The organism is Streptomyces hyderabadensis, assembly GCF_020404845.1.
In the GTDB taxonomy this organism is placed as follows: Bacteria; Actinomycetota; Actinomycetes; order Streptomycetales; family Streptomycetaceae; genus Streptomyces; species Streptomyces hyderabadensis.
Genome location: NZ_JAIOJZ010000015.1, coordinates 29,880 through 55,639, shown reverse-complemented (window position 1 = coordinate 55,639; position 25,760 = coordinate 29,880). Strand labels below are relative to the sequence as shown.

Below are 25,760 nucleotides of genomic sequence, written 5' to 3'. Positions count from 1 at the left end.
CCGGTCAGTTGCCGACGCCGATCACCACATGGGCGTACAGCTCCTCGCAGACCGCGAGGCGGGGCGTCAGACCGGCCCGGGCGAAGGCGTCGACGGCGTCGGACGCCTGGCGTTCGCTGGTCTCGACCAGCAGGCAGCCGCCCGGGGCGAGCCAGCCGGGCGCCTCGTCCGCGACCCTGCGCAGCACGTCGAGGCCGTCGGTGCCGCCGTCGAGGGCGACCAGCGGTTCGTGGTCGCGGGCCTCGGCGGGCAGCAGGGCGACCTCGCCGCTGGGCACGTACGGCACGTTGGCCGCGAGGATGTCCACCCGGCCGCGCAGCGCGTCGGGCAGCGCGTCGAACAGGTCACCGGCGTACACCCGCCCGCCCGCGTCCGCGAGGTTGCCGCGGGCGCAGCGCACCGCGGCCGGGTCGACGTCGGCGGCGTGCACCTCGGGGCGGTCGAGGGCGGCCGCCAGGGCCGCGCCGACGGCACCGGAGCCGCAGCACAGGTCCACGATGACCCTGGCGCGCGGCGCGTGGGCGAGGGCCTGCGTCACGAGGAACTCGGTCCGCCGGCGGGGCACGAAGACGCCGGGGGCGACCGCGATGCGCAGGCCGCGGAACTCGGCCCAGCCCAGGACCAGTTCGAGGGGCAGGCCGGTGACGCGGCGGCCGACGAGCGCGGTGAGTTCCGCGGCGCTGCGGGCGGCGGTCAGGATGAGCGCGGCCTCGTCCTCGGCGAAGACGCAGCCGGCGGCGCGCAGCGCGGCCACGACGGCGTCACGGGAGGGGAGGGACGCGGAGAAGGGGGCCGCGGAGGACGCGGGGGTGGGTGAGGCGGGGAAGGTGGGAGGCATGGAAGCCGAGAGCCTTTCGGGTACCGAAGGGCGCTCTCCGGGTCACTCGTCTCCGGTGACCGCACTGGCGTGAGGTGAGAGCACCCGGGCCGACACAGCGGTAATCGGTCTCACCTCCCAGTCGTCCGGCGGCCGGGGCGTTCCGCGGCCGCCGGTCACACTACCCCACTGATCAGCCGCCGCCGGCCTCCGCACGCAGCTGACGTACACAGCCTCCCGGTCAGAGTTGTACTGTGCAACCAGCGATGCGGAGGAGGAAGCGTGACGGCTGCCGAGACACCGGACGAGACGTCCGCCGGGCCCGGCGGACGCCCCGCGGACGCGGCCGTGGAGACCATCCAGCGGGAGATGACGGTCTTCGCCCGCCGGGCCCGTGCCTCGGCGGGGCGCATGCACCCGGAGCTGTCGCTGGTGTCCTACACGCTGCTCGGTCACCTGGAGGAGCGGGACGGCTGCCGGGCCACGGACCTGGCCGCCCACTACGCCCTGGACAAGTCCACCGTCAGCCGCCAGGTGTCCGCGCTGGAGCGCGCCGGGCTGATCGAGCGGCGGGTCGACCCGGACGACCACCGCGTCCAGGTCCTGCACCTGACGGAGTCGGGACGGCACGCCCTGGACCGGGTCACCGAGCGCCGCCGGACCGCCTTCCGGGAGCGGCTCGCCGACTGGCCCGAGGAGGACCTGACCCGCTTCGCGGCGTATCTGGAGCGGTACAACGCGTGGCCGGACGCGGCCCCGGGCGGGGACGAGGACCGAGCGGCGGCCGGGGGCACGTACGGTTGACGGGTACGCACCGATCACGCCGGCCGCGGGCAGCCCGCCCCGGCGGCCCGAAAGGCCCCACCGCATGAACCCCACCCGAGGCTTCACCGGACGCCCCCGCGCGGCCCGGCCGGGACTGCCGCCCGGCCAGTACGACGCGGGCGACGACTGGCCCGTGCTGTCCGCCGAGGTCACGCCCGAGATCGCGCCCGCCGACTGGACCTTCCGGGTGGGCGGCCTGGTGGCCGAGCCCCGCACCTGGGACCTGGCACAGGCCCGCCTGCTGCCCGCGTCCGGGTACGCGGGCGACATCCACTGCGTCACCGGCTGGTCGAAGTTCGGGGTGCGGTTCGGCGGCGTGTCCCTGGACGCCTTCCTGGACGCGGCGGGGCCGCTGCCGTCGGCCACGCACGCGGTCGCCCACGCGCACACCGGCTACACCGCGAACCTGCCGCTGGCGGACCTGACCGGCGGGCGGGCCTGGATCGTGTGGGAGTACGACGGGGAGCCGCTCGCCGCCGAGCACGGCGGTCCGGCGCGGCTGGTGGTGCCGCACCTGTACTTCTGGAAGAGCGTGAAGTGGATCGCGGGGCTGGAGCTCCTCGACCACGACGAGCCGGGCTTCTGGGAGCGCAACGGCTACCACGCGCGCGGCAATCCCTGGGAGGAGCAGAGGTACGCCGGTGACTGAGACGGCCACGCACCCCGCGGGTGCCTTCACTGCCCCGACGCGGTTCGCCGTGCCCGGGCGCATCGAGGTGAACGGCCGGGTGGCCGGGACGTGGCAGACGGCCACGCTCACCGAGATCCGCCGCGAGACGCCCCGCGCCTCCACCTTCCGCCTCGCCGTGCCCGACTGGGCCGGCCACCTGCCCGGCCAGCACCTGATGCTGCGGCTCACCGCCGAGGACGGCTACCGGGCGCAGCGCCACTACTCGCTGGCGTCCGCACCGGACGAGTCCGGGCACATCGAGCTGACCCTGGACCGGGTGCCCGACGGGGAGGTGTCCGGCTGGTTCCACACGGTGGCGCGGCCCGGCGACGAGATCGAGGTGCGCGGCCCGCTCAGCGGCTTCTTCGCCTGGCCGGGTGACCGGCCCGCGCTGCTGCTGGGCGCCGGTTCCGGCGTCGTACCGCTGATGTCGATGGTGCGGCACCACCGGGCGCGCGGGCTCGGCGTGCCGCTGCGGCTCCTGGTGTCCGCGCGGAGCCCCGAGGAGCTGATCTACGCCGGTGAGTACGGCGCGGAGACGACGCCCGTGTTCACCCGTACCGCGCCGCCCGGGACGCCCGTGGGCCGGCTGGCCCCGGCGCACCTGGCGCCGTTCCTGGCCGAGCCGCCGGACGGGGGCTGGGAGGCCTACGTGTGCGGGTCCAACGCGTTCGCGGAACACGCGTCGCGGCTGCTGGTGGCGGCCGGACAGCCGGTGGACCGGATCCGCGTCGAGCGCTTCGGCTGATCCCGCCCGGTTCGTGAGCGAGGCCCGCGGGACTGGGTACCAGTCCAGTGCGGGCACTCGCACACGTGGCGCGACACGAAGGCGCGGCGGCCCCCGCGCTCGACGGCCGTCCGTCCGTTCCTCCGGTCGCGGTGATCGCGGGGAGGTCGACATGCGAACCCGGGTACGCGGCTGGCGCTGGCGGCGCAATCCGCTGCGGCGCCGGTCGGACGTCGTCGAGGCGTGGACCACGGTGGTCGTCGCGCTGCTGCTGTTCGTGGCCGCGCCGGCGCTGGGTGCCGCCACCGCGTGGTGGGGGTACGGACGGGCCGAGGCGGTCGTCGCCGAGCAACGGGCCGAGCGGCAGCACGTCCGTGCCACGGTGGAGGACCGGACGCCCGGCTCCCTGTCGACGGGACAGCTCGGCGGACAGCACACGTACCGTGCGACCGTGCACTGGAAGGCGGCGGACGGCACGGAGCAGAGCACCACGGCACGGGTGCCGGCCGACACCCGGCACGGTGACACGGTCGACGTGTGGCTGGACTCCCGCGGCCGGAGCGTGCCCCCGCCGTCGGACGGTGCGGAGATCTGGCAGCACAGCGCCACCATCGGCTCGTTCACCACCATCGGGACCGTGCTCACGGTGCTCCTCGCGCACCGCGCCGTACGGGCGGTGGCCCTGCGCCACCGGATGGCGGAGTGGGACCGCGACTGGGCGCTCACCGAGCCGCAGTGGACCCACCGCCGGGCTTGACGGCGCCCCCGTCCGCGCGGTCGTCGGGCACGCCCGGACCTGGCGTCCCCTCGCGGCGCTCACGTACCGTGTGATCATCCGCACGGTCTGCCGCGTCTCCCCGCAAAGGCGGTTCTCGATGGCCCTGTTCGACCTTCCGCTCGACGAACTCCGCGCGTACCGCAGCGCGTCGGCCGAGCCCGAGGACTTCGACGCGTTCTGGAGCAAGACGCTCGCCGAGGCCCGCGAGCACGACCTCGGCGCCCGCTTCGAGCCGGTCGACACGGGACTGTCCACGGTGCGGGTGTACGACGTGACGTTCGCCGGGTTCGGCGGTCACCCGGTGAAGGGCTGGCTGACCCTGCCGGCCGCGGCGGCCGAGCCGCTGCCGCTGGTCGTGGAGTTCGTCGGGTACGGCGGCGGGCGCGGGCTGCCGCACGAGCACCTGCTGTGGGCGTCCACCGGGCGGGCCCACTTCGTGATGGACACCCGCGGCCAGGGCAGCGCCTGGGGCGGCGGTGGCGGCACCCCGGACCCGGTCGGGGGCACGCCCGCGTACCCGGGCTTCATGACCCGCGGCCTGGACGCCCCGGAGAACTACTACTACCGCCGGGTGTTCACCGACGCCGTGCGCGCCGTCGAGGCGGCCCGCTCCCACCCGCTGGCCGACCCGGCCCGCACGGTCGCGCTGGGCGCGAGCCAGGGCGGCGGCATAACGATAGCGGTGGGCGGGCTCGTGCCGGACCTGGCCGCCGTCGCGCCGGACGTGCCGTTCCTGTGCGACTTCCCGCGCGCGACCACGCTCACCGACCGGCACCCCTACCGCGAGGTCGGGCTGTACCTGAAGACGCACCGCGGCCGGACCGCGGACGCGCTGCGCACGCTGTCCTACTTCGACGGCGTGCACTTCGCGGCGCGGGGCCGGGCGCCGGCCCTGTTCTCGGCCGCCCTGGAGGACCAGACGTGCCCGCCGTCGACCGTTTTCGCCGCGTTCAACGCCTGGTCGCACGAGGACCGGACGATCGAGGTGTACGACTTCAATGATCACGAGGGCGGCGGGCCGTACCAGGAGGCCGCGAAGCTGCGCTGGCTGAGCCGCTACGCCTGAGGTGCGGGGTGGTGTTTCGGCCGAACCGGCGGACCGGTCTTCCCAGCTGGTTTAGACCAATGGTAATCCTGGTGGCGCACCGAGCCCGCGTGGCTACCGTACGTCATCAACAGGAGGCGCGGCATGGCCCGCACCACCCCGCACGCCCCGTCCCCCGCCGGTCCGTCCCCCGCCGACGCCCGGCCGCCCCTGTACCGACGGGTGGCCGACCAACTGCTCGGCGAGCTGCGCGACGGTACCGTCCCGCCGGGTGAGCGGCTGCCCGGCGAGCGCCGGCTGGCGGAGCACTTCGGAGTCAGCCGGGAGACCGTACGGCAGGCCCTGGACGTGCTGCGCAGGGACGGCCTGCTCACCACCGACCGGCGGGGCAGTCACGTCGCCCTGCCGGGGGAGCCGGCCGGGAGTCCGGCGCCGCTGGTCTTCCCGGTCGGTGCCCGGGCCGCGGAGCCCCGCACCGGCGACCGGGCCACCGTCGTGTGGGGGACGCCGCCGCCGGAGCACGCCGCCGCGCTGGGGCTGGTGCCGGGCCGGCCGACCCTGATGCACCACTACACGTCGGCGGCGACCGGGGGCAGCGGCAGGCGGACGGCCGTGACATCGTTTTCCGCCGTGGCGCTCGCCGAGGTCGAGGAGCTGGCCCGCTATCGCGACCGGGCCGACGGGGTGGCCTGCGCGCAACTGCGGCGGGCGTACGACTGGATGCGCCGGGCGGGCCTGACGCTGCACCACCGGGACACCATCACGCTCCAGCCCGACACCGCGTCGGTCCGGGTGGTGCGGCGGGTGCACGACCAGTACGCGCGGCCGCTGGAGATCACCGATCTCCTGGTGGACACCCGGCAGGACGCCCTGGTCTACGAGTTCACCCTTCCCGCGGCCGGCTGACCCGGCGGCCTACGGGAGCCGCCGGGCCACGACCAGCCGGACCCGCGGGCTGCCGTCGGGGCGGCGTCCGAACTCCGGCAGGGCGTGCAGGTCGGTGCGGAAGCCGGCCCGCGACAGCTCGCGGCCCACGTCCCCGAGCCGGAACGTCCGGTAGTACATGACGAACGGGGGCCGCCACAGCGCGTTGCGCACCCGCATCGCCGCGTCGAAGCCGAGCAGCGTCCAGTACCCCGGGGAGCCGGGCCGGGGCGGGGCGACGACGGGGAAGGCGAAGCAGCCGTCCGGCCGCAGGACGGAGCGCACCTGGCCGAACAGGCCCGGCAGTTCGCGGGGCAGGAAGTGCCCGAACGCCCCGAAGCTCACCACGAGGTCGAAGGCGGGGCCGAACGGCAGGGCGCGGGCGTCCGCACGCACCCAGGAGACCGCCGGCCCCGGCGGCAGCGCACGCCCGCGCGCGACCTCCAGCATCCCCGCGCTGAAGTCCACCCCGGTCACGGCCTGGTGGCACACCCGGGTCAGCACGCCCACGCCCGCGCCGGTGCCGCAGCACAGGTCGAGTCCGGCGCCGAAGGGCCCCAGCGGCTCCAGTGTGCGGGCCACGGCCTCCAGCACCCGGTCCGGCGTCCGGTACGGGGTGTGGTCGAACTTCGGGGCGAGCAGGTCGTAGCCGCGCTCGACCGACGACAGCGCCTGGACGGCGAGTTCGCGCAGGGTGGGACCTTCGGGGCTGAACATCCGGTCAGCCTAGGGGCTGCCCGGCGGGCCCCGCGGGAGTGCGGCGCTCGTCGAGCACGGTGAGCACGCGCTCGCACCAGCGGGCGTTCTCCCGTTCGAAGGTGATTCCGGCGGCCAGGGTGAGGTAGGGCCCGACCCGGTCGGCCTCCCGCAGGTGCTCCTCCTCGGTACGGCCGTCCAGGAGGCGTTCGCGCACCCGCTCGTAGCGGGCGAGCTTGCCCAGCGCCCACGCCCTGCGCTCCTCGACCAGCGCGCGGACCGCGGCCGGGTCGACGCCGTCCATGGCCTGCATCTTGATCAGGAACTCGTCGCGGACGGCGGTGGGCCGCCGGGTCGGCGCGGCGGCGAAGACGCCGAGCTGCTCCCGGCCCGCCTCGGTGAGCGAGAACAGCCGCTTGGTGGGCCTGCGTTCCTGCGGCACGGTCCGGGCCTCGATGAGTCCGTCGCCCGCGAGGCGCTCCAGCTCCCGGTAGAGCTGCTGCGGCGTGGCGGGCCAGAAGTTGGCGAGCGACACGTCGAACACCTTGGACAGCTCGTAGCCCGAGGCCTCGCCCTCCAGGAGGGCGGCCAGGACGGCGTACTTGAGAGACATGTCGACACGCTAGCAAGTACGCATCCCGACGACTACTCTACTTCACACCTATTCAAATAGTTCAGTATGAAGGAGTGGCGATGCGAGCATTCCGTGCGGCGGTCGAGGCACACGACATGGACGCCGTCGAAGCGCTGCTGGCCGACGACGTGGTGTTCTCCAGCCCCGTCGTCTTCAAGCCCTACCGGGGCAAGGCGGTCACGGCGGCGATCCTGCGCGCGGTCGAGCGCGTCTTCGAGGACTTCCGCTACGAGCGCGTCATCGGCGAGGCGGACGGGCGAGACCACGCGCTGGTCTTCGCGGCGCGGGTGGGCGACCGCGAGATCAGCGGCTGCGACTTCCTGCACCTCGACGCGTCCGGCCGCATCGACGAGCTGACGGTGATGGTGCGTCCGCTCTCGGGCGCACAGGCCCTCCAGGAGGCCATGGCCGCGCAGTTCGAGCGGATCGCCGAGGAGGCGCGACAGACGCCGGTGGCCCGGACGCGTTCGGCCGGCTGAGCCCGGTACGGACATCGCGGCAGACGGAAGAGAAGCAGGAACAGGCTCCGCACCGGCGGTGTTGCAGGGGGTGGGACGCGATGTGTCCCACCCCACCGCCACGGCGCACCAGCCGTGGTACGGTGCAGTCAGCACTTGTGTACGCCCCTCTTGATCGGGGCGCCGGTGCCAGTTCCCCTTCGGTTCGCGGATCCGCCCGTCCTGGTGCGACCGGTGCGTCCGCTTCTCAGCACAACCTCGTGAGCAGGGACCTCGTCCCCGCCGTGTCCGAGGTGCTGTTCCCGCCGCCCGGAGGCGTGTCGTCCGACCCCTCACGCGGCTTCCCCCCTTCCTTCCGCATGTCCCATGCCCGTGTCCTCGAAAGGACCGACCACCATGACCACCACACTCGAACACCCCCCTGCCCAGCAGTCCCCGGCCCAGATCGCGAGCGGTGTCCTCGACCTCGAAGCGGGCGGGAAGGGACGCCTGCGGGGCGACAGCCTGCAGCCCGGGCCCCACGACCCCGCCCTCTCCCCCGCGTTGATCCGCCGGCACGGGCTGCGCAAGGGCGACCTCGTCGAGGGGGTGTGCGGCGAGCGGCGCACCCTGACCGACGTCGTCCGCGTCAACGGCCGTACCCCCGACCGGCGGAGCACCCGGCGGCACTTCGCCGACCTCACCCCGCTGCACCCGCACGAGCGGCTGCGGCTCGAACACCCGGCGGCCGGCCTCACCGGGCGCGTCACCGATCTGGTCGCACCGGTCGGCAAGGGCCAGCGCGGCCTGATCGTGGCCCCGCCGAAGACCGGCAAGACCGTCCTCCTCCAGCAGATCGCCGCCGCGGTGGCGGGCAACCACCCCGAGGCCCGGCTGATGGTGGTGCTGCTCGACGAACGCCCGGAGGAGGTCACCGACATGCGGCGTTCGGTGCGGGGCGAGGTGTACTCCTCGACCTTCGACCAGAGCGCCAGGCAGCACATCGCCCTCGCCGAGCTGGTGATCGAGCGGGCCAAGCGGCTCGTGGAGGCCGGGGAGGACGTGGTGATCCTCCTCGACTCCCTCACCCGGCTGTGCAGGGCGCACAACAACGCCGCCTCCTCCGGCGGCCGCACGCTCAGCGGCGGCGTCGACGCGGCAGCGCTGCTCGGGCCCAAGCGCTTCTTCGGCGCGGCCCGCAAGGCGGAGGAGGGCGGCTCCCTCACCATCCTCGCCACCGCCCTGGTGGAGACCGGCTCGCGCGCCGACGACTACTACTTCGAGGAACTCAAGAGCACCGGCAACATGGAGCTGCGGCTGAGCCGGGAGCCGGCCTCCCGCCGGGTCTTCCCGGCCGTCGAACTGACCGGCTCCGGCACCCGGCGCGAGGAGCTGCTGCTCTCCGCCGCCGAGACGACCGCCGTGCGCGGGCTGCGCCGGGCACTCCTGGGCACCCGGGACGGACTCTCCGGCCTGGAGACCCTGCTGGAGCGGCTGCGCCGGACGCCGGACAACGCCACGTTCCTGAAGCAGGTGCAGCCGACGCTGCCCGCCGACTGATCCGCACCCCGGCCGTGCCGTCGCACCGTCGCGCCCGCCCGCCGCCGGCGTCGGCTACGGCATCCGGGTGCTTGCGGAGCGGACCCGGCCCGGTCAGCGTGGCGGTGCGGGGGGCCGTTCCTACGTTTGCGGTATGACTATCGGATTCTCATCCCGGGCGGTTCGATCCAGCTGCATGCTCTGCGTGGCGGGGCTGCTGACGCTCGTGCCCGCCACCGCGGCCGCCCGCGCGGGACGGCCGGACCCCGCTCCGCCCGGTGCTGCGGCGGCGGCCGGGCCGTCGCCGCTGTACCGCTCCGGCACCCAGGTCCGGCCGCATCCCGGAGCGCCCCGGGTTCCCGATGTCTCCGCGCTGTCCTGGGTCGTGGCCGACGCCGGCACGGGCGACGTACTGGCGGCCGACGACGCGCACCGCCAACTGCCGCCGGCCAGCACCCTCAAGACGCTGTTCGCCCTCACGGTGCTGCCCGCCCTGCCCGGCGGCATCCGTCACGAGGTCAGCGCCGGGGACCTGTCCGGCATCGGTCCTGGCAGCAGTCTGGTCGGAGTCGTCGAGGGCCAGACCTACCGAGTCTCCGACCTGTGGAACGGCGTCTTCCTCAACTCCGGGAACGACGCCGTGCACGTCCTCGCCTCGCTCACCGGCGGCTGGAGCGCCACGGCGGCCCGGATGCAGGCCCAGGCCCGCGCGCTCGGCGCCCTGGACACCCACGTCCGCTCGCCCGACGGGTACGACACCCCCGGCCAGGTCTCCTCGGCCTACGACCTGGCGGTCTTCGGCCGGGAAGGGCTGCGGCGCCCCGACTTCGCGCGGTACTGCGCCAAGGTCGACGCGGTGTTCCCCGGCCGCGACGGCGGCTCGTACGGGATCATGAACACCAACCGGCTGCTCACCGGGGCCGACGGTGTGGAGCCGTACCCGGGCCTGATCGGGGTCAAGAACGGCTACACCAGCAACGCCGGCAACACGCTCATCGCCGCCGCCCGCCGCGACGGACGGACCCTGGTCGTCACGGTGATGAACCCGCAGGAGGGCGGCGGCCACGCCGTGTACGAGGAGGCCCGCGCCCTGCTGGACTGGGGCTTCGCGGCGGACGGGGAGGTCGACCCGGTGGGCTCGCTGGTCCCCGAGCGGGCCCGGCCCCGGCAGGGACCGCAGGCGGCGCCCGCGGCGGTGACCGCGGCCGAGCCGGCCGAGGACGGGCCGGGCTGGCCGGAGACCGGTGCGATCCTCAGCGTCGCGGGGCTCGGTGCGGGCGTCGTGGCACTGGCCCTGCGGCTCAGGCTCGTACCGGACGACGGGAGTTGACGACCTCGTCGGGCACCTTCAGAACACCGACAACCCCGTGAGCGTGGTGAAGCGGTCCAGGGCCGCCACCCCGGCCACCGAGTTGCCCCGCTCGTCCAGGCCGGGGCTCCACACGCACAGCGTGCAGTGGCCCGGCACCACCGCGATGATCCCGCCGCCGACCCCGCTCTTGCCCGGCAGCCCCACCCGGTGGGCGAAGTCCCCGGCCGCGTCGTAGGTCCCGCAGGTCAGCATCACCGCGTTGATCTGCTTGGCCCGGCTGCGGCTGAGCAGCCGGGTGCCGTCGGCGCGGATGCCGTGCCGGGCCAGGAAGCCGGTCGCCAGCGCCAGGTCGGCACAGGAGGCGGTGACGGAGCACTGGCGGAAGTACTGGTCGAGCAGCACCGGCACCGGGTTGTCAATGTTGCCGTACGACGCCATGAAGTGCGCCAGAGCAGCGTTCCGGTCGCCGTGCGCGGCCTCCGAGGCGGCGACCTCCTCGTCGTGGGTCAGGTCCGGGTTGCCGCTCTCGGCGCGCAGGAAGGCGAGCAGTTCGCCGGCCGCGTCACCGGTACGGGTGTGCAGCCGGTCGGTGACGACGAGGGCGCCCGCGTTGATGAACGGGTTGCGCGGGATGCCGTTCTCGTACTCCAGCTGCACCAGGGAGTTGAACGGGTTGCCGGACGGCTCGCGGCCCACGTGCTCCCACAGGGCGTCGCCCTCCCTGGCCAGGTCCAGGGCGAGGGTGAAGACCTTGGTGATGGACTGCGCGGAGAACGGCTCCCGCCACTCCCCCACGCCGTAGACCGTGCCGTCCGGTTCGGCGACGGCCATGCCGAAGCGGCGCGGGTCCCGGGCGGCGAGGGCGGGGATGTAGTCGGCGGGCCGCCCGCTGCCCGGGGTCCGCTCGATCTCCTCGGCGATGCGCTCGAGGACCGGCCGGAAGGTCGTCGATGTGCTCATGATCGCCATTCTCCCTCGGCCGGCCCGGACGGCGGGCGGCCGAGGGTGGTGGACCCCCGTACCGGGGTGGTGCTGGCCTCACCCCCGCTTCGGGGGCGGACGCCATTCTGCGGCCGGCAGCCCGTTCACATACTCAAGTGCATGGTCGAATCAACGGTGCTCGTCGAGAGCCTGCCCACGCCCGCACGGGAAAAGGGACGCGAGAAGGGGAGCGACTTCTCCGAACTGTCACGGCGGATGGCCGACGCGGGGCTGCTCCGGCGCCGCCCGCTGTACTACACGGTCCGTTTCGGCGCCGTCGCCCTCGCGCTCGCCGGCGGTGTGGCCGCCTTCGTCACGCTGGGGGACAGCTGGAGCCAGCTGTTCGTCGCGGTCGCGCTCGCCGTGGTCTTCGGCCAGCTGGGACTGGCCGCCCACGACCTCGCCCACCGGCAGGTCTTCACGCGCCGGCGTCCCAGTGAGGCGGGCGGCCTGCTGGCGGCGAACCTGCTGCTGGGCATGAGCTACGGCTGGTGGATGAACAAGCACACCCGCCACCACGCGAACCCCAACCACGAGGAGAAGGACCCGGACGTCTCCCCCGACATCCTGGTGTGGTCGCGGGGTCAGGCCGCCAGGGCGACCGGGCTCCCCCGGTTCATCGGCAGGCACCAGGCGGTCCTGTTCTTCCCGCTGCTGACGCTGGAGGGCCTCAACCTGAGCTTCAACAGCTTCAAGGCGCTCGGCAGCCGGGCCGTGAAGCGGCCGGTGCTGGAGGGCAGCCTGCTCGTGGCCCACTTCGGGCTGTACTTCGGCGGCCTGTTCACGGTCCTCTCCCCGGGCAAGGCGCTGGTCTTCCTCGCCGTGCACCAGGGCCTGTTCGGGATCTACCTGGGCTCGGTCTTCGCGCCCAACCACAAGGGCATGCCGATGATCGAGGAGGGCATGCGGCTGGACTTCCTGCGCCGTCAGGTGCTGACCTCCCGCAACGTGCGGGGCGGTGTGCTCGTCGACGCCTTCATGGGCGGCCTCAACTACCAGATCGAGCACCACCTCTTCCCCAGCATGCCGACCCCGGCCCTCGGCCGGGCCCAGGTCATCACCGAGGCGTACTGCGCCGAACTGGGCGTGCCGTACCACCAGACGGGGCTGCTGGCCTCGCACCGCGAGGCACTGCGGCACATGAGGAGCGTCGGGGAGCCGCTGCGCGCCGCACGCTGAGCGGCGTCAGCTGTGCAGCACGCCCGCGCCGAGCAGCCCGAACAGCAGGACGCCGACCGCGATGCGGTAGATGACGAACGCGTTGAAGGAGTGCTTGGCGACGAACTTCAGCAGCCAGGCGATGGAGGCGTAGGCCACGACGAAGGAGACGAGGGTGCCGACCGCCAGCGGCGCGGCGCCCGCTCCCGTGCCCAGGGCGTCCTTCAGCTCGTACAGGCCCGCCCCGGTCAGGGCCGGGATGCCGAGGAAGAAGGACAGCCGGGTGGCGGCGACCCGGTCCAGGTCGAGCAGCAGGGCCGTGGACATGGTGGCGCCGGAGCGGGAGAAGCCCGGGAAGAGCAGGGCCAGGATCTGGGAGCCGCCGACCAGCATCGCGTCCTTGAAGGACGTGTCGTCCTCGCCCCGCTTGTGCCGCCCGGTGCGGTCGGCCCACCACATCACGCCGCTGCCGACGATGAGCGAGCCGGCGACCACCCACAGCGAGGCCAGGGGGCCCTTGATCAGGGGCTTGGCGGCCAGGCCGACGAGGACGATGGGGATGGTGGCGAAGATGACCCACCAGCCGAACTTGTAGTCGTGGTGGTAGCGCTCCTCCCGGTCGCGCAGTCCGCGCACCCAGGCGGTGACGATCCGCGCGATGTCCTTGGAGAAGTAGACGAGCACGGCGGCGATCGCGCCGACCTGGATGACCGCGGAGAAGCCGATGACGGCGTCGTCGTCGACCGGGATGCCCATCAGCCCCTCGACGATCTTGAGGTGTCCGGTGGAGGAGACGGGCAGGAACTCGGTCACCCCCTCGACGGCTCCGAGGACGACGGCCTGACCGATGCTGATGGCGCTCATGGCATCCAGTTCCTACTACACCCGGCTGTGCGCCGGGCGTCACGCCGGAGCGCGTCGGCGCGTGTCACCCCAGCGAGCGGTGTCGCGGCGAGGCGGGCCGGGGGCCGGTGCCCGCGCCTACCAGCCCTTCTCGAACATCCGCGCCACCTCGGCGATCCGCACCTCGTCGCGCCGGTAATAGGTGCGGCGGCGGATCCTCCGGGCGCGGAGCAGGCCGAGACGGGCGAGGAGCCCCAGGTGGGCCTCGGCCACCCGGCGGGACACCCCGAGCTTCGCGGCGACGGGGCCCGCGTGGACACCGTGCTCGGCGGGGTCGACGTGACGCTGCGGCGGGAAGTGCGCGGCCGGGTCCTTCAGCCATTCCAGGATGTCGAGACGCGTGCCGTGCACGGGCGTCCTGAGCATCTCGTCCTCCCTGCGCGCGGGCCCGTCCTGCCGTGTCCCTCCACCTTCCCGCAGCCGGGGCCCCGTTGTCCGGCAACCGGGCCATTTGCACATTCAACCAATATCGGTTCCGGTGCTACCGTTCATCCATGGGAGCCAAGACGGCCGGTGCGCGGCTCGAGGAACGGTGGCGGGACATCCTGTCGGTGCACGCCCGCACGATGTGCGAGATCGACCGGGCACTGCACCCGCACGGCCTGGGCGCGAGCGACTTCGAGGTGCTCGACCTCCTCGTGTCCGAGGGGCCGGCGGCCGGTGACCGGTGCCGGGTGCAGAACCTGGTCGGCCGGGTGCACCTGAGCCAGAGCGCGCTGTCCCGGCTGATCGCCCGGCTGGAGAAGGACGGCCTGGTGCAGCGCTCCATGTGCGCGGAGGACCGGCGCGGCGTGTACGTCACGCTGACCCCCAGGGGCCGGGACCTGCACGCCGAGATACTGCCGCTGCAGCGGGCCGCGCTGGCCCGCACCCTCGGCGACGACGAGGGACCCCGCCCCTGACGGGGGTCGGCGGCCCTCGTCACCGGCCGAGGCCGAAGACCCTGGGCCCTCGCCCCTAGGGACGGGCCAGCAGGGTGCGCACGCCGTCCGAGGTGAGGGTGAGGCGGTGCTCCGACCCGGCGTCGATGGACAGCGACAGGTCGTCGGCCGGCCACTGCGCGGCGAGGGCTCCCAGCGGCACCATGCGGTAGCGGGAGACGTACGGCAGCAGGCCGGCCATCTCCAGCTCCGAGGTGAACACGGGCACCACCTGCCGGCCGCCCTGCTGCTCCAGCACCGGAAGCGCCAGCATGCCGGGGTCGGCGGCGTCCCGGTCGTTCGCGTCGTCGGGCACCGGCACGAGGACGTCGCTGCTCGCGAGCGTGTCGAGCGCCGCCGTGTTGTCGGCGGCCTCGGGGGACTCGGCGAGCGTGTCCAGCGCCCGCTGAGCCGGCGTGACGGGGTGGTCGTTCGCGGGTGTCTCCATGGCAGATTCCCTGGTAGCGGCGGTGTTGCGGCCCGCGCGAACGATCGGCGCGGACCCGGGTCCAGCCTCGCGTACCCGGTCGCCCACGGCGCAACCCTGTTCGAGCGGCGCACCCGGTTCCGTACTCATCTGATCAGCCCGGGGCCCACTTGATCGATCATCAACGCGGTGGGGTTAGCATATGAGCGCCGCCTAGCTCGAAAGATAAGAGACGTGACTGTCAACGACGACTCGTTCACCAACTGGAAGCACCGCGAAGAGACCGCGGAATCGATGATCCCGATGATCGGGAAGCTGCACCGGGAGCAGGACGTCACGATCCTGCTGCACAGCCGTTCCCTGGTGAACAAGTCGGTGGTCAGCATCCTCAAGACCCACCGCTTCGCCCGCCAGATCGCCGGGGCGGAGCTCTCGGTCACCGAGACGATGCCCTTCCTGCGCGCACTCACCACGCTCGACCTGGGGCCCTCGCAGATCGACATCGGCATGCTCGCCGCGACCTACCGGACCGACGACCGGGGTCTGTCGGTCGAGGAGTTCACGGCCGAGGCCGTCGCCGGGGCCACCGGCGCCAACAAGACCGACCGGCGCGAGGGCCGCGATGTCGTCCTGTACGGCTTCGGCCGCATCGGCCGGCTCGTCGCCCGGCTGCTCATCGAGAAGGCCGGCTCCGGCAACGGGCTGCGGCTGCGCGCCGTCGTCGTGCGGGGCGGTGGGCAGCAGGACCTGGTCAAGCGCGCCTCGCTGCTGCGCCGCGACTCCGTGCACGGCCAGTTCCAGGGCACGATCACCGTCGACGAGGACAGCAGCACGATCCTCGCCAACGGCAACGCCATCAAGGTGATCTACGCGGACGACCCGAGCCAGGTCGACTACACGGCGTACGGCATCAAGGACGCCATCCTCATCGACAACACCGGCAAGTGGCGCGACCGCGAGGGCCTGTCGAAGCACCTGCGCCCGGGCATCGACAAGGTCGTGCTGACCGCGCCGGGCAAGGGCGACGTCCCGAACATCGTCCATGGCGTCAACCACGACACCGTCAAGCCGGACGAGCGGATCCTGTCCTGCGCGTCCTGCACCACCAACGCGATCGTCCCGCCGCTGAAGGCGATGGACGACGAGTACGGCGTGCTGCGCGGTCACGTGGAGACGGTGCACTCCTTCACCAACGACCAGAACCTGCTGGACAACTACCACAAGTCGGACCGCCGCGGCCGCAGCGCGCCGCTGAACATGGTCATCACGGAGACCGGCGCCGCCTCGGCCGTCGCCAAGGCGCTGCCCGACCTGAAGGCGCGGATCACCGGCAGCTCGATCCGGGTGCCCGTGCCGGACGTGTCGATCGCGATCCTCAACCTCCAGCTGGCCCGGGAGGCGACCCGCGAAGAGGTCCTGGACCACCTGCGCGAGGTGTCGCTGACCTCGCCGCTCAAGCGCCAGATCGACTTCATCAGCGCCCCCGACGCGGTCTCCAGCGACTTCATCGGCTCGCGCCACGCCTCGATCGTGGACGCCGGCGCGCTGAAGGTCGAGGGCGACAACGCGATCCTCTACCTCTGGTACGACAACGAGTTCGGCTACTCCTGCCAGGTCGTGCGGGTCGTCCAGCACGTCTCCGGGGTGGAGTACCCGACGTATCCCGCACCGGCGGTCTGAGCCGGTCAGGTCGGGTCAGGCCCCCGGACCGGGATCCGGTCCGGGGGCCTGCGACCTGGCCCTGGTCGGCGGCCTCGCCCACCGGGGCAGTGCTGCCCCCGGGGAGGTGCCGGGCGGAAGCTGACACGTATCGGCAGGGCCGGGCCGGGGCATGCGTGTGATGGCACTCCCGGTCCGGGCGCCGTGCGGCACGGCGGCCGGCTGATACGAGAATGGTTCCATGAACGCACTGTTCCGGTGCCCGCCCTGGGTCGAGGTGCTGGTCTGGTGCGTGGCGGTGCTGAGCCTGACCGTCCTGGCCGCCGCGGCCGTCGTCCGCAGTACGGTGCTGGACGCCGGGTTCTACGGCCAGGTGCTGGAGGACGAGCACGCCTACCAGCGCTTCTACGACGAGGTGCTGGTGGATCCGGGCAGCACGCCGTTCACCAGCGACCTGCTGGAGCGGCTGCCGGTTCCGCAGTCGACCGTCACCTCGAACCTCAAGGTGGTGATCCCGCCGGAGACGCTGCGCACCATGGGCGAGGGCCAGATCGAGGAAATGGTCCACTACCTGGAGGGCGACGGCGACCGGCTGCGGATCAGGGTCGACCTGGAGCCCGTCGTCGCGAACGTCGAACGGCTCAGCCAGGCGTACTTCGGCGACGCCGTCGCCGCGCTGCAGAAGCGCTCCGAACCCGACTTCCAGGCCTTCGTGCAGCACCTGTCCGAGCTGGTGGCACGGGTGGTGGCCGGGGAGGCGCCGCTGGAGGAGCTGCCGACGCTGCCGCTTACGCACGACCAGGCCGCCGCGGCCACGGACGCGTTGATGCGGCTGGTCCCGGACGGCGCGGCGCACGACGGCGTCAGATCCACGGTGCGCACGGCACTGGACCGGGGCGACGTGGCCGCCGCCCTGGCCGCGCTCGCTCCCGTCGCCCTGACCGACCAGGTCCGGGACGCCGCCGAGGAGCTGTTGCGGGAGGCACGGCAGGGCACCTGGGTGGTGAGCGTCGACGTCGAGCCCGGCACCGAGGCGCTGGCCCCGCTGGACCGCGCCCGCAACGTGACCCGGCTCTTCCAGGACGTGGTGGAACCGGCGGCGGCCGTGCTGTGCGCCGCCGCGCTCACCCTGCTGTGGTTCCTGACGCCCTCGCCCGCCAAGCGCCGGCTGATCCCGCTGGGCTGGGTGCCGGCGGCCGCCGCCGCCGTCATGGCGCTCACCGTGCTCCTGCTGCGGCTCACCCTGGGCGACACGCTGTTCGGCACCCCGGCGTCGTGGCCCCCTTCGGCCACCGGGCTGCTCGCCGACGTCCAGGCCGCCGCGCTGGACCGGCTGCTGACCACCGCCGTCGTCGTCGCGGTGATCCTGCTCGCCGCGGGCGCCCTGCTGATCACCGTCGGCTGGGTGTGGCAGACCCGGCCCGGCGTGCCGGTCCTCACCGATCCGCGGCACGTTCCGGCGCTGACCTTCACCGTCACCGCGGTCGCCCTGGTCGGGACGATGCTGGCGCCGGTGGCGATCACCGGCTCCTCCCCGCGGATCTGCCAGGGCAGCGCCGAGCTGTGCGACGCCCGCTACGACGAGATCGCCCAGCTCGCCTCGCACAACGCGATGGCGACGACGGCGGACCGGTTCATCGGCCCCCTGCAGGATCCGGACATCGTCGGCCAGCTGGGCGCCGGGGTGCGGATCCTGCTGCTCGACACCCACCGCTGGGAGCGGCCCGAGGAGGTCGCGGAGCGGCTGAGCACCTCCGACTTCTCCCCCGCCGAACGCCGTCGGCTGACCACGATCCTGGAACGGGTGAACCCGCCCCACCCGGGTCTGTGGCTGTGTCACTCGGTGTGCGGCGCCGGGGCCCTGGAACTGGAGCCGACGCTGCGGCAGATCGGTGACTGGCTGCGCGACAACCCCACGGAGATCGTCACGCTGGTCCTCCAGGACGGCGTGGACGCGGTGACCACCCAGGACGCCTTCGTCCGGGCCGGCCTCTCGGATCTGCTGTACGAGCCGGACCCCGACCCGGACCGCCCGTGGCCGAAGCTCAAGGACATGATCGACAGCGGTCGGCGGCTGGTCGTCTTCGCGGAGCAGGCGGACGGGCCCGCGCCCTGGTACCGCAACCTCTACCGGTACGGCATGGAGACGCCCTTCGCCTTCCGCAGCCCGGACGAGATGTCCTGCCTGCCCAACCGGGGCGGCTCGGACAAGCGGCTGTTCCTGCTGAACCACTTCGTCACGGCGGGCGGCGGGCTGCGGCTGGACGCCGGGGTGGTCAACTCCCGGCAGCGGGTGCTGGAGCGGGCGCACACCTGTGAGCGGCAGCGCGGCAGACCGGTCAACTTCATCGCGGTGGACTACGCGACGATCGGCGACGCGCTCGGCGCGGTGGACGAACTCAACGCCGAACGCCGGGAGGACGACGCCCGCGTCCCCGGCGAGCGCACTCCCGGACGGCTGCCGGGCACGGCGGAAGCCCGGCGGCGCGGTGGTGCTCCGCGCCGCCGGGCCGTCTCCCGCTGACCGGCTCCCGCCCGGCCGGCCGCTACCGGCCGGCTCCTGCGGGCCGGCCTACTGGTTGATCTTGAACTGGGATCCGGGCTCGATCCGTATGTCCTCCTCCGCCGAGTTGGTGATGGTGACGTCGGTCAGGGTCGCGCTGCCGCGGGCGCCGCCCATCGCGAGGATGCCGGAGCCGTTGTTCGACTTGTCGATGCGGACGTTCTGGATCTTCACGTCCGGCATCGCGCCGCCTCCCGTCTTGAACTGGATGCCGTCGTAGGTCGAGTCGAGGATCTCGGTGTCCCGGATGGTCACGCCCGGGATGTCCTGGCCCTGCGCGAAGAGGGTGATGGCGCCGAACTCCTGCGCCTCGCCCCAGAACGCGCCGCCCGTGCGGTGCAGGGCGTTGCCCGCGATCAGGGTCTGCCCGGAGAAGGGCAGCGGGTCGTGGTCGGTGGCGAGCATGATGCCGGGGTAGTTCATGGTGTCGGAGACGACGTTGTTCTCGATGGTGTTGCCGTAGCCGCCGTACACCGCGATGCCGTTGGCCCGCCACGGCAGCTGGATCGTGTTGTTGCGGAAGTGGTTGTCGTGGCCGATGTCCACGGACGTGTCCTTCACGTACTTGTTGGCCCAGACCGCGAGCGAGTCGTCGCCGGTGGTGCGGAAGGAGGAGTTGTAGACGGTGGAGTTGCGGGTGCCGTTGGAGAAGTTGATGCCGTCCGCGTAGGTGTCGCGGATGCGCATGCCGGAGAACTCCAGGCCGTCGGCGGGGCCCCACAGCTCGGGGATGTTCGAGTAGTCGCGGCCGACCCAGACACCGACGTTGGCGTGCTCGATCCACACGTTGCTGATCTTGGTGTCCTTGCCGAAGCGGCCGTTGAGCCCGACGCCGCCCTCCGCGTTGCCGTCGCCGCCGCGGATGGTGCCCGAGCCGAAGATGGCGATGTCGGAGATCTTCGTGTTGCCGTCGATGTCGAAGCCGAAGTTGCCCTCGTGCGGGTGGTTGATGCCGCCGGCCTCCTGCGGCGGGGTCAGGGTGTAGAGCTGGGAGTGCCACATGCCGGCGCCGCGGATGGTGACGTTGCTGATGCCGACCTGGTTGTACTGGCCCCGGTTCTGCGGGTCGTCGGTGAGGATCTTCTGTTCCTGGCGCCACTGTCCGGCGGGGATCCACACGCAGTCGATCTTGCCGTTCTGGTCGTCGGTGACGGCGCGCTGGATGGCGTCGGTGTCGTCGAGTCCGTCGCCGGGGACGGCACCGTACTCGGTGATGGAGGTGCACTCGGCGGGCTTGGTCTTGGCGGGCGCGACCTGCTCCAGGTCGATCAGGTCGATGACGTAGAAGGCGGCCGAGTCGCCGGAGTCGCGCTGCAGGCGGAACTCGGTGCCCTGCGGGAAGGTCCGGTCGAGCAGTGCGTGGGACTCGTCGAACAGGCGCCGGGCGTCGCCGCCGGGCCGGTTGGTGAGCCCCTCGGGGTCGTCGGTGCTGCCGTAGAGCCAGCTGTGCTTGGACGACAGGTTGAGCTTCTGCACGAACTCGCCGTCGGCGTAGAGGCTGATGGTGGCCTCGGCCCCGCCGCCGCCGGGTGCGTCGGGGATGGAGTTGCGCACCACGATGGAGTTGGTGGATGTGGTGGAGGTGAACTCGACGTACTGGCCGGTCGAGTCGAGCCGGACGGACTTGCGGCCCGAGGACTCGGTGCCGAAGTTGGTGTGCCCGAAGGTCCGCTTGGCGTCGGTGGTGAGCAGGGTGCCTTCGTACCGGCCGTCCTCCGCCTCGTACTCGGTGTACGGCACGGCGGCGCCGCGTCCGACGACGAGGGACTTGGCGAGCACGTTGTTGTTCTCGTTGGTCTCGGCGACCCGTTCGGTGGCGTCGGCGGTGGCGGTGAGGGTGACCCCGCCGCTCGTCGCCTTCCAGGTGCCGCTGACCGGCACGTCGACGGTGGCGCCGGCCGCGATCTGACCGGTCGTGCCGTCCAGGGTGGTGGAACCGGCCTGGACCCGGGTCACCGTGCCCGCCTCGACGGCGCTGGTGCCGCCGTTGTGCACGGCGACGGTGAAGGAGACGTCGGCGCCGACCGCGGGGTTGGCCGGGTTGGTGGTGATGGAGCGCACCTCGAGGTCGGGTCCGGGTGCCCGGTCGACGACGAGGCGGTCGGCGGCGGAGCGGCTGTTGTTGGTGTCGTCCAGCTCGGCGACGGTGTCCTTCGGGTCGGCCACCGCGGCGACCGCGTAGCTGCCGGCCGCGTGGGTGCCGGTGGAGACCGCGACCTCGGTGGACTCGCCGGGGTCGAGCGCCGGGACCGCGGCGCTGCCGGCCGTGGTGCCCTCCACGGTGACCTCGGTGGTGGTGGCGGCCGAGGGCGCGGTACCGGCGTTGCGGACCGTGGCGTTGACGGTGACCTCGTCGCGCTCGTCGGGTGCGGCGGGCGACCAGTCGAGGCCGGTGACGGTCAGGTCGGGCGCGGGCGCGGCGGTGCCGAGGACCTGGAACTCGGCGACCTGGCCGCCGGGTGCGCCGGTGTTGGAGAAGAACCGGAGCCGTACGTCGGAGACCCGGCCGCTGACCGGGATGGTCACCGCGTTGTCCTGGCCGGGGCTGAAGGAGTAGTCGGCGCGGTCGCGCAGCGAGGTGAAGTCGCTCGCGCCCTGCGCCCGTCCGAGCACCTGGATGCTCTGGGTGCGGGCGGACCACACCGGGTCCGGGTTGAGCTTGACGACGACACCGCTGACGTCGGCGTCGGCACCCAGCTTCACGGTGAGGTCGGCCGGGTTGCCGGCGGCCTCCCAGTACGTGGAGGTGGAGTCGTCGGTGGCGTTGGCGGCGACGTAGTTCTGGGTCGTCGAGGTGGCCTCGACCGGCTTGTTGCGGGCGAGGTTGGTGCCGGTGGGCGGCGGGCCGGTGTCGACGTCGTCGCCGTAGACCTCCAGCTCGGCCAGTTGCGCGGCGTTCCAGCCGGTGTTGCCGGTGATGTCGACGCGGACGTAGCGGGCCTCGGCGGGCGAGTCGAGGTCGATGGCCACGGTGCCCGCCTGCGCCGGGCCGAACGCCCGTCCCTCGGAGGCGTCGAGGCTCTGGAACGTGGAGCCGTCGGTGCTGCCCCGCAGGGAGAGCGTCTGGGTCCGGCTCTCCCAGCCGGCGGGCAGTTTGAGCACCACCCGGTCCACGTCGCGGGCGGTGCCGAGGTCGACCTGCAGCCACTGCGGGAAGGAACCGGCCGGTCCCTCCCAGTAGGTGGCCTGCTGTCCGTCGGTGGCGTTGCCGGCGGGGTAGGCGCCGTGCGAGCCGCCCGCCTTGGCGGGGCGGCCGAGGGCCAGATTGACGTCGGCGGCGGCCGTCACCGGCGCCGCGTGCGCGGTGGCGGCGAGGGGCAGCGGCAGCAGCCCGACCGTCATCAGCCCGGCGACGGCGGCGCCCGTGAGCGTCCGTCGGCCGAGAGATCTCCGTCTCATGGGGTCCTCTGTTCCGTGGGGAGTCGGGGAGGGCGCGACGGTCCGGCAGTTGGGGGGAAGCACCGACTCTGCGCGCCAATTGAGCAAGACAGTCGATTCTTTGCGGAAAGTGCGTCATCAGGTTTCTAGCGCGTCACCGGTTTGTCAACGGTCGCGGTTGAGGCGGGAATTGACTCGTAAACGATTTACGTCGCTTGCGACGCACTTGCGCAGCGCTTGAGCAGGCAACAGAGGCTCGATGAACACTGAATGCGATGTTCCGATCTCGCAAGTCACGCAAGCGATACACGAGGAGGAGCAACAGACCGGGCAAACCGAAGGGCCGGCCCGACACCCTCAGGGGTCGAGCCGGCCCTCGCCGGTGCGGGGTCCCCCGGTCGGGGGGACGGTGGAATCAGTCCGTGCCGGACTCCATCGCGGCACGGTCCAGCAGCTCGTCGTCGCCGGAGACCTCGCCACGGGAGGCGATGGCCTGGGCGCCGCCCTCGGGCATGGCGCCGATCAGTCCGGTGGCGGCGGCCTGGGCGGCGCCGATCGCGGGGTTGGCGGTGCCGATGAGGCCCAGTCCGGCGTACTGCTCCAGCTTGGCGCGGGAGTCGGCGATGTCCAGATTGCGCATGGTCAGCTGGCCGATCCGGTCCACCGGGCCGAACGCGGAGTCCTCGGTGCGCTCCATGGACAGCTTGTCCGGGTGGTAGCTGAACGCCGGTCCGGTGGTGTCGAGGATCGAGTAGTCCTCACCGCGCCGCAGCCTGAGGGTGACCTCGCCGGTGACCGCCGAGCCGACCCAGCGCTGCAGCGACTCGCGGATCATCAGCGACTGCGGGTCCAGCCAGCGGCCCTCGTACATCAGCCGGCCCAGGCGCCGCCCCTCGGTGTGGTACTGGGCGAGGGTGTCCTCGTTGTGGATGGCGTTGACCAGGCGCTCGTAGGCGGCGTGCAGCAGGGCCATGCCGGGGGCCTCGTAGATGCCGCGGCTCTTGGCCTCGATGATCCGGTTCTCGATCTGGTCGGACATGCCCATGCCGTGGCGGCCGCCGACGGCGTTGGCCTCCATCACCAGGTCGACGGCGGAGGCGAACTCCTTGCCGTTGATCGTCACCGGGCGGCCCTGGTCGAAGCCGATGGTCACGTCCTCGGGCGCGATCTCGACCGACGGGTCCCAGAACCGCACGCCCATGATGGGCTCCACGGTCTCCACGCCGGTGTCGAGGTGCTCCAGCGTCTTGGCCTCGTGGGTGGCGCCCCAGATGTTGGCGTCGGTGGAGTAGGCCTTCTCCGTGGAGTCCCGGTAGGGCAGGTCGTGGGCGACCAGCCACTCCGACATCTCCTTGCGGCCGCCCAGCTCCGTCACGAAGTCCGCGTCCAGCCACGGCTTGTAGATCCTGAGCTGCGGGTTGGCGAGCAGGCCGTACCGGTAGAACCGCTCGATGTCGTTGCCCTTGAACGTGGAGCCGTCGCCCCAGATCTGGACGTCGTCCTCGAGCATCGCCCGGACGAGGAGGGTGCCCGTGACGGCACGGCCGAGCGGCGTGGTGTTGAAGTACGCCCGCCCGCCCGAGCGGATGTGGAACGCCCCGCAGGTGAGCGCGGCCAGCCCCTCCTCGACCAGCGCCGCGCGGCAGTCGACCAGGCGCGCGACCTCGGCGCCGTACGTCTTGGCACGGTCGGGCACCGAGGCGATGTCGGGCTCGTCGTACTGGCCGATGTCGGCGGTGTACGTGCAGGGGACGGCGCCCTTGTCACGCATCCACGCGACCGCGACCGAGGTGTCGAGGCCGCCCGAGAAGGCGATACCGACGCGCTCGCCGGTGGGGAGGGAGGTGAGGACCTTGGACATAGGAAGAGTATGCATGATTACGCATGACCATGCAAAGCCTCGTCCGGCGTCGTCTGCGTCACCCGGCCGGCAGCGCCACGTACTGGTACTCCAGGAACTCCTCGATCCCGACCCGGCCGCCCTCCCTCCCCAGGCCCGACTGCTTGACGCCGCCGAAGGGCGCGGCGGGGTTGGAGACCAGGCCGGTGTTGAGGCCGACCATGCCGACCTCCAGGCGCTCGCTGACCCGCAGGGCGCGGTCCAGGCCCTCGGTGAAGACGTAGCCGACCAGTCCCCAGGGGGTGTCGTTGGCGCGGCGGACCGCCTCGTCCTCGTCGTCGAAGGTGAGGATCGCGGCGACCGGACCGAAGATCTCCGTGTTCATCAGCCGGCTGTCCGGACACACGTCGGTGAGCACGGTGGGCGGGTAGAAGCAGCCGGGGCCCTCGGGGGTGCGGCCGCCGACCAGCACCCGGGCGCCGCGTCCGACCGCGTCGGCGACCAGGTCCTCGACCTTGGCGCGCCCGGCGGCGTCGATCAGCGGCCCGACGTCCACGCCGTCGTCGGTTCCGGGGCCCACCACGAGCGCCTCCATCCGCCGGGCCAGCCGGCCGGCGAAATCCGCCGCCACCGAGCGGTGCACGAAGAAGCGGTTGGCGGCGGTGCAGGCCTCGCCCATGTTGCGCATCTTGGCGACCATCGCGCCGTCCACCGCGGCGTCCAGGTCCGCGTCGTCGAAGACGACGAACGGCGCGTTGCCGCCCAGTTCCATCGAGGTCCGCACGACCGTGTCCGCGCACTGGGCCAGGAGCAGCCTGCCGACGGCCGTGGAACCGGTGAAGGACAGCTTGCGGATCCGCCCGCCGCGCAGCAGCGGCTCGCACACCTCCCCCGCCCTGGAGGTGGTGACGACGTTCAGCACCCCGTCCGGCAGTCCCGCCTCCTGGAGGATCGCGGCCAGCGCCAGGGCGGAGAGCGGGGTCTGCGGGGCCGGTTTGAGCACCATCGTGCAGCCCGCCGCGATCGCCGGGCCGATCTTGCGGGCGCCCATGGCGAGCGGGAAGTTCCACGGGGTGATCAGCAGGCAGGGCCCGACCGGGCGCCGGGAGAGCAGCATGCGGTGGCGTCCGTCGGGCAGGACGCCGTGTCCGCCGTCGATCCGGACGGCCTCCTCGGAGAACCAGCGGAAGAACTCCGCGGCGTAGGCGACCTCGCCGCGGGCCTCGGCCAGCGGCTTGCCCATCTCGGAGGTCATCAGGCGGGCCAGCGCGTCCGTGCGCTCCAGGACGATCTCGTGGGCGCGGCGCAGGATCTCGCTGCGCGCCCTCGGTGCCGTCCGGGCCCACTCCTGCTGCGCCTGGACCGCCGCCTCCTCGGCGAGCCGGGCGTCCTTGGGGCCCGCGTCGGCGACGTGGGCGAGGATCTCGCCGGTCGCCGGGTCGTCCACGGGCATGACGGTGCCGTCCGCGGCGTCCGTCCAGACACCGCCGAGGAAGAGCTGCGTGGGGGTGTCGGTCATGGGGTTCC

At 72.7% G+C, this 25,760-nt stretch carries 23 protein-coding genes; 13 read left to right on the top strand and 10 right to left on the bottom strand.

Annotation, left to right across the window (positions count from 1 at the left end; all coding sequences use genetic code 11):
• Positions 1-4: 4 nt before the first annotated feature.
• Complete coding sequence (locus tag K7854_RS14035; protein WP_226026802.1) at positions 5-838, bottom strand: putative protein N(5)-glutamine methyltransferase; 834 nt, start codon at positions 836-838, stop codon at positions 5-7.
• A gap of 261 nt (positions 839-1,099) precedes the next feature.
• Here K7854_RS14035 and K7854_RS14030 point away from each other — a divergent pair, with 261 nt between their 5' ends.
• The 6 genes from K7854_RS14030 to K7854_RS14005 all read left to right on the top strand — a co-directional run bounded on the left by K7854_RS14030 (position 1,100) and on the right by K7854_RS14005 (position 5,768).
• Positions 1,100-1,621 (top strand): MarR family winged helix-turn-helix transcriptional regulator, encoded by a 522-nt coding sequence (locus K7854_RS14030; RefSeq protein ID WP_226026801.1) that lies wholly within the window; start codon positions 1,100-1,102, stop codon positions 1,619-1,621.
• Between the two features lie 64 nt (positions 1,622-1,685).
• Complete coding sequence (locus K7854_RS14025) at positions 1,686-2,291, top strand: sulfite oxidase-like oxidoreductase (RefSeq protein WP_226026800.1); 606 nt, start codon at positions 1,686-1,688, stop codon at positions 2,289-2,291.
• On the top strand, positions 2,284-3,060 hold the full coding sequence (locus K7854_RS14020) for a ferredoxin reductase (RefSeq protein ID WP_226026799.1): 777 nt from the start codon (positions 2,284-2,286) through the stop codon (positions 3,058-3,060). Before K7854_RS14025 ends, K7854_RS14020 begins: the two co-directional genes overlap by 8 nt.
• A 151-nt stretch (positions 3,061-3,211) precedes the next feature.
• Complete coding sequence (locus K7854_RS14015) at positions 3,212-3,796, top strand: Rv1733c family protein (protein ID WP_226026798.1); 585 nt, start codon at positions 3,212-3,214, stop codon at positions 3,794-3,796.
• A 118-nt stretch (positions 3,797-3,914) separates the two neighbouring features.
• A complete protein-coding gene (locus K7854_RS14010; protein WP_226026797.1) occupies positions 3,915-4,883 on the top strand; it encodes an acetylxylan esterase in 969 nt (322 codons plus the stop codon).
• A gap of 123 nt (positions 4,884-5,006) precedes the next feature.
• Positions 5,007-5,768: a GntR family transcriptional regulator gene (locus K7854_RS14005; protein WP_226026796.1), complete on the top strand. Its 762-nt coding sequence runs from the start codon at positions 5,007-5,009 to the stop codon at positions 5,766-5,768.
• A 9-nt stretch (positions 5,769-5,777) separates the two neighbouring features.
• Here K7854_RS14005 and K7854_RS14000 read toward each other — a convergent pair whose 3' ends face one another.
• Positions 5,778-6,503 (bottom strand): class I SAM-dependent methyltransferase, encoded by a 726-nt coding sequence (locus tag K7854_RS14000; RefSeq protein ID WP_226026795.1) that lies wholly within the window; start codon positions 6,501-6,503, stop codon positions 5,778-5,780.
• Positions 6,504-6,507: 4 nt separating this feature from the next.
• Entirely contained in the window at positions 6,508-7,095 is a 588-nt protein-coding gene (locus K7854_RS13995; RefSeq protein WP_226026794.1) for a PadR family transcriptional regulator, read from the bottom strand.
• Between the two features lie 80 nt (positions 7,096-7,175).
• Between K7854_RS13995 and K7854_RS13990 the strand changes: the two genes are divergently transcribed.
• The 3 genes from K7854_RS13990 to K7854_RS13980 all read left to right on the top strand — a co-directional run bounded on the left by K7854_RS13990 (position 7,176) and on the right by K7854_RS13980 (position 10,422).
• A complete protein-coding gene (locus K7854_RS13990; protein WP_226026793.1) occupies positions 7,176-7,595 on the top strand; it encodes a nuclear transport factor 2 family protein in 420 nt (139 codons plus the stop codon).
• A gap of 375 nt (positions 7,596-7,970) precedes the next feature.
• On the top strand, positions 7,971-9,113 hold the full coding sequence (rho, locus tag K7854_RS13985) for a transcription termination factor Rho (protein WP_226026792.1): 1,143 nt from the start codon (positions 7,971-7,973) through the stop codon (positions 9,111-9,113).
• Positions 9,114-9,246: 133 nt separating this feature from the next.
• Complete coding sequence (locus K7854_RS13980; RefSeq protein ID WP_226026791.1) at positions 9,247-10,422, top strand: D-alanyl-D-alanine carboxypeptidase family protein; 1,176 nt, start codon at positions 9,247-9,249, stop codon at positions 10,420-10,422.
• Positions 10,423-10,440: 18 nt separating this feature from the next.
• Here K7854_RS13980 and K7854_RS13975 read toward each other — a convergent pair whose 3' ends face one another.
• The gene (locus K7854_RS13975) at positions 10,441-11,373 is read right to left on the bottom strand and encodes a glutaminase (RefSeq protein ID WP_226026790.1); all 933 of its coding nucleotides are present in this window, start codon (positions 11,371-11,373) and stop codon (positions 10,441-10,443) included.
• Positions 11,374-11,505: 132 nt separating this feature from the next.
• Between K7854_RS13975 and K7854_RS13970 the strand changes: the two genes are divergently transcribed.
• Positions 11,506-12,564 carry a fatty acid desaturase family protein gene (locus K7854_RS13970; protein ID WP_226026789.1) on the top strand — a complete coding sequence of 353 codons (1,059 nt, stop codon included), beginning with the start codon at positions 11,506-11,508 and terminating at the stop codon, positions 12,562-12,564.
• Positions 12,565-12,570: 6 nt separating this feature from the next.
• Here K7854_RS13970 and K7854_RS13965 read toward each other — a convergent pair whose 3' ends face one another.
• Positions 12,571-13,407, bottom strand: a complete 837-nt coding sequence (locus K7854_RS13965; protein ID WP_226026788.1) for an undecaprenyl-diphosphate phosphatase — start codon at positions 13,405-13,407, stop codon at positions 12,571-12,573.
• Positions 13,408-13,524: 117 nt separating this feature from the next.
• Positions 13,525-13,812: a helix-turn-helix domain-containing protein gene (locus K7854_RS13960; RefSeq protein ID WP_226026787.1), complete on the bottom strand. Its 288-nt coding sequence runs from the start codon at positions 13,810-13,812 to the stop codon at positions 13,525-13,527.
• 128 nt (positions 13,813-13,940) lie between these two features.
• Here K7854_RS13960 and K7854_RS13955 point away from each other — a divergent pair, with 128 nt between their 5' ends.
• Positions 13,941-14,348 (top strand): MarR family winged helix-turn-helix transcriptional regulator, encoded by a 408-nt coding sequence (locus K7854_RS13955; RefSeq protein WP_226026786.1) that lies wholly within the window; start codon positions 13,941-13,943, stop codon positions 14,346-14,348.
• A 55-nt stretch (positions 14,349-14,403) separates the two neighbouring features.
• On the opposite strand, the gene K7854_RS13950 is transcribed toward K7854_RS13955, so the two are convergent.
• The gene (locus K7854_RS13950; RefSeq protein WP_226026785.1) at positions 14,404-14,814 is read right to left on the bottom strand and encodes an SseB family protein; all 411 of its coding nucleotides are present in this window, start codon (positions 14,812-14,814) and stop codon (positions 14,404-14,406) included.
• Between the two features lie 213 nt (positions 14,815-15,027).
• Here K7854_RS13950 and K7854_RS13945 point away from each other — a divergent pair, with 213 nt between their 5' ends.
• Entirely contained in the window at positions 15,028-16,473 is a 1,446-nt protein-coding gene (locus K7854_RS13945) for a glyceraldehyde-3-phosphate dehydrogenase (RefSeq protein ID WP_226026784.1), read from the top strand.
• A gap of 220 nt (positions 16,474-16,693) precedes the next feature.
• The gene (locus K7854_RS13940; RefSeq protein WP_226026783.1) at positions 16,694-18,976 is read left to right on the top strand and encodes a phosphoinositide-specific phospholipase C-related protein; all 2,283 of its coding nucleotides are present in this window, start codon (positions 16,694-16,696) and stop codon (positions 18,974-18,976) included.
• Positions 18,977-19,024: 48 nt separating this feature from the next.
• On the opposite strand, the gene K7854_RS13935 is transcribed toward K7854_RS13940, so the two are convergent.
• From K7854_RS13935 to K7854_RS13925, 3 genes are all read right to left on the bottom strand, one after another.
• Positions 19,025-22,414: a CARDB domain-containing protein gene (locus K7854_RS13935; protein ID WP_226026782.1), complete on the bottom strand. Its 3,390-nt coding sequence runs from the start codon at positions 22,412-22,414 to the stop codon at positions 19,025-19,027.
• 394 nt (positions 22,415-22,808) lie between these two features.
• Complete coding sequence (gene argG, locus K7854_RS13930; RefSeq protein ID WP_226026781.1) at positions 22,809-24,254, bottom strand: argininosuccinate synthase; 1,446 nt, start codon at positions 24,252-24,254, stop codon at positions 22,809-22,811.
• Positions 24,255-24,312: 58 nt separating this feature from the next.
• A complete protein-coding gene (locus K7854_RS13925; RefSeq protein ID WP_226026780.1) occupies positions 24,313-25,752 on the bottom strand; it encodes an NAD-dependent succinate-semialdehyde dehydrogenase in 1,440 nt (479 codons plus the stop codon).
• Between the last annotated feature and the right edge of the window lie 8 nt (positions 25,753-25,760).

Coding starts and splice junctions, on each gene's coding strand:
- K7854_RS14025 (WP_226026800.1), top strand. CDS start 1,686: ATGAACCCCACCCGAGGCTTCACCGGACGCCCCCGCGCGGCCCGGCCG.
- argG (WP_226026781.1), bottom strand. CDS start 24,254: ATGTCCAAGGTCCTCACCTCCCTCCCCACCGGCGAGCGCGTCGGTATC.
- K7854_RS13940 (WP_226026783.1), top strand. CDS start 16,694: ATGAACGCACTGTTCCGGTGCCCGCCCTGGGTCGAGGTGCTGGTCTGG.
- K7854_RS13955 (WP_226026786.1), top strand. CDS start 13,941: ATGGGAGCCAAGACGGCCGGTGCGCGGCTCGAGGAACGGTGGCGGGAC.
- K7854_RS13970 (WP_226026789.1), top strand. CDS start 11,506: ATGGTCGAATCAACGGTGCTCGTCGAGAGCCTGCCCACGCCCGCACGG.
- K7854_RS13980 (WP_226026791.1), top strand. CDS start 9,247: ATGACTATCGGATTCTCATCCCGGGCGGTTCGATCCAGCTGCATGCTC.
- rho (WP_226026792.1), top strand. CDS start 7,971: ATGACCACCACACTCGAACACCCCCCTGCCCAGCAGTCCCCGGCCCAG.
- K7854_RS13990 (WP_226026793.1), top strand. CDS start 7,176: ATGCGAGCATTCCGTGCGGCGGTCGAGGCACACGACATGGACGCCGTC.
- K7854_RS14015 (WP_226026798.1), top strand. CDS start 3,212: ATGCGAACCCGGGTACGCGGCTGGCGCTGGCGGCGCAATCCGCTGCGG.
- K7854_RS13965 (WP_226026788.1), bottom strand. CDS start 13,407: ATGAGCGCCATCAGCATCGGTCAGGCCGTCGTCCTCGGAGCCGTCGAG.
- K7854_RS13995 (WP_226026794.1), bottom strand. CDS start 7,095: ATGTCTCTCAAGTACGCCGTCCTGGCCGCCCTCCTGGAGGGCGAGGCC.
- K7854_RS13960 (WP_226026787.1), bottom strand. CDS start 13,812: ATGCTCAGGACGCCCGTGCACGGCACGCGTCTCGACATCCTGGAATGG.
- K7854_RS13935 (WP_226026782.1), bottom strand. CDS start 22,414: ATGAGACGGAGATCTCTCGGCCGACGGACGCTCACGGGCGCCGCCGTC.
- K7854_RS13975 (WP_226026790.1), bottom strand. CDS start 11,373: ATGGCGATCATGAGCACATCGACGACCTTCCGGCCGGTCCTCGAGCGC.
- K7854_RS14000 (WP_226026795.1), bottom strand. CDS start 6,503: ATGTTCAGCCCCGAAGGTCCCACCCTGCGCGAACTCGCCGTCCAGGCG.
- K7854_RS13925 (WP_226026780.1), bottom strand. CDS start 25,752: ATGACCGACACCCCCACGCAGCTCTTCCTCGGCGGTGTCTGGACGGAC.
- K7854_RS14005 (WP_226026796.1), top strand. CDS start 5,007: ATGGCCCGCACCACCCCGCACGCCCCGTCCCCCGCCGGTCCGTCCCCC.
- K7854_RS14010 (WP_226026797.1), top strand. CDS start 3,915: ATGGCCCTGTTCGACCTTCCGCTCGACGAACTCCGCGCGTACCGCAGC.
- K7854_RS13950 (WP_226026785.1), bottom strand. CDS start 14,814: ATGGAGACACCCGCGAACGACCACCCCGTCACGCCGGCTCAGCGGGCG.
- K7854_RS14035 (WP_226026802.1), bottom strand. CDS start 838: ATGCCTCCCACCTTCCCCGCCTCACCCACCCCCGCGTCCTCCGCGGCC.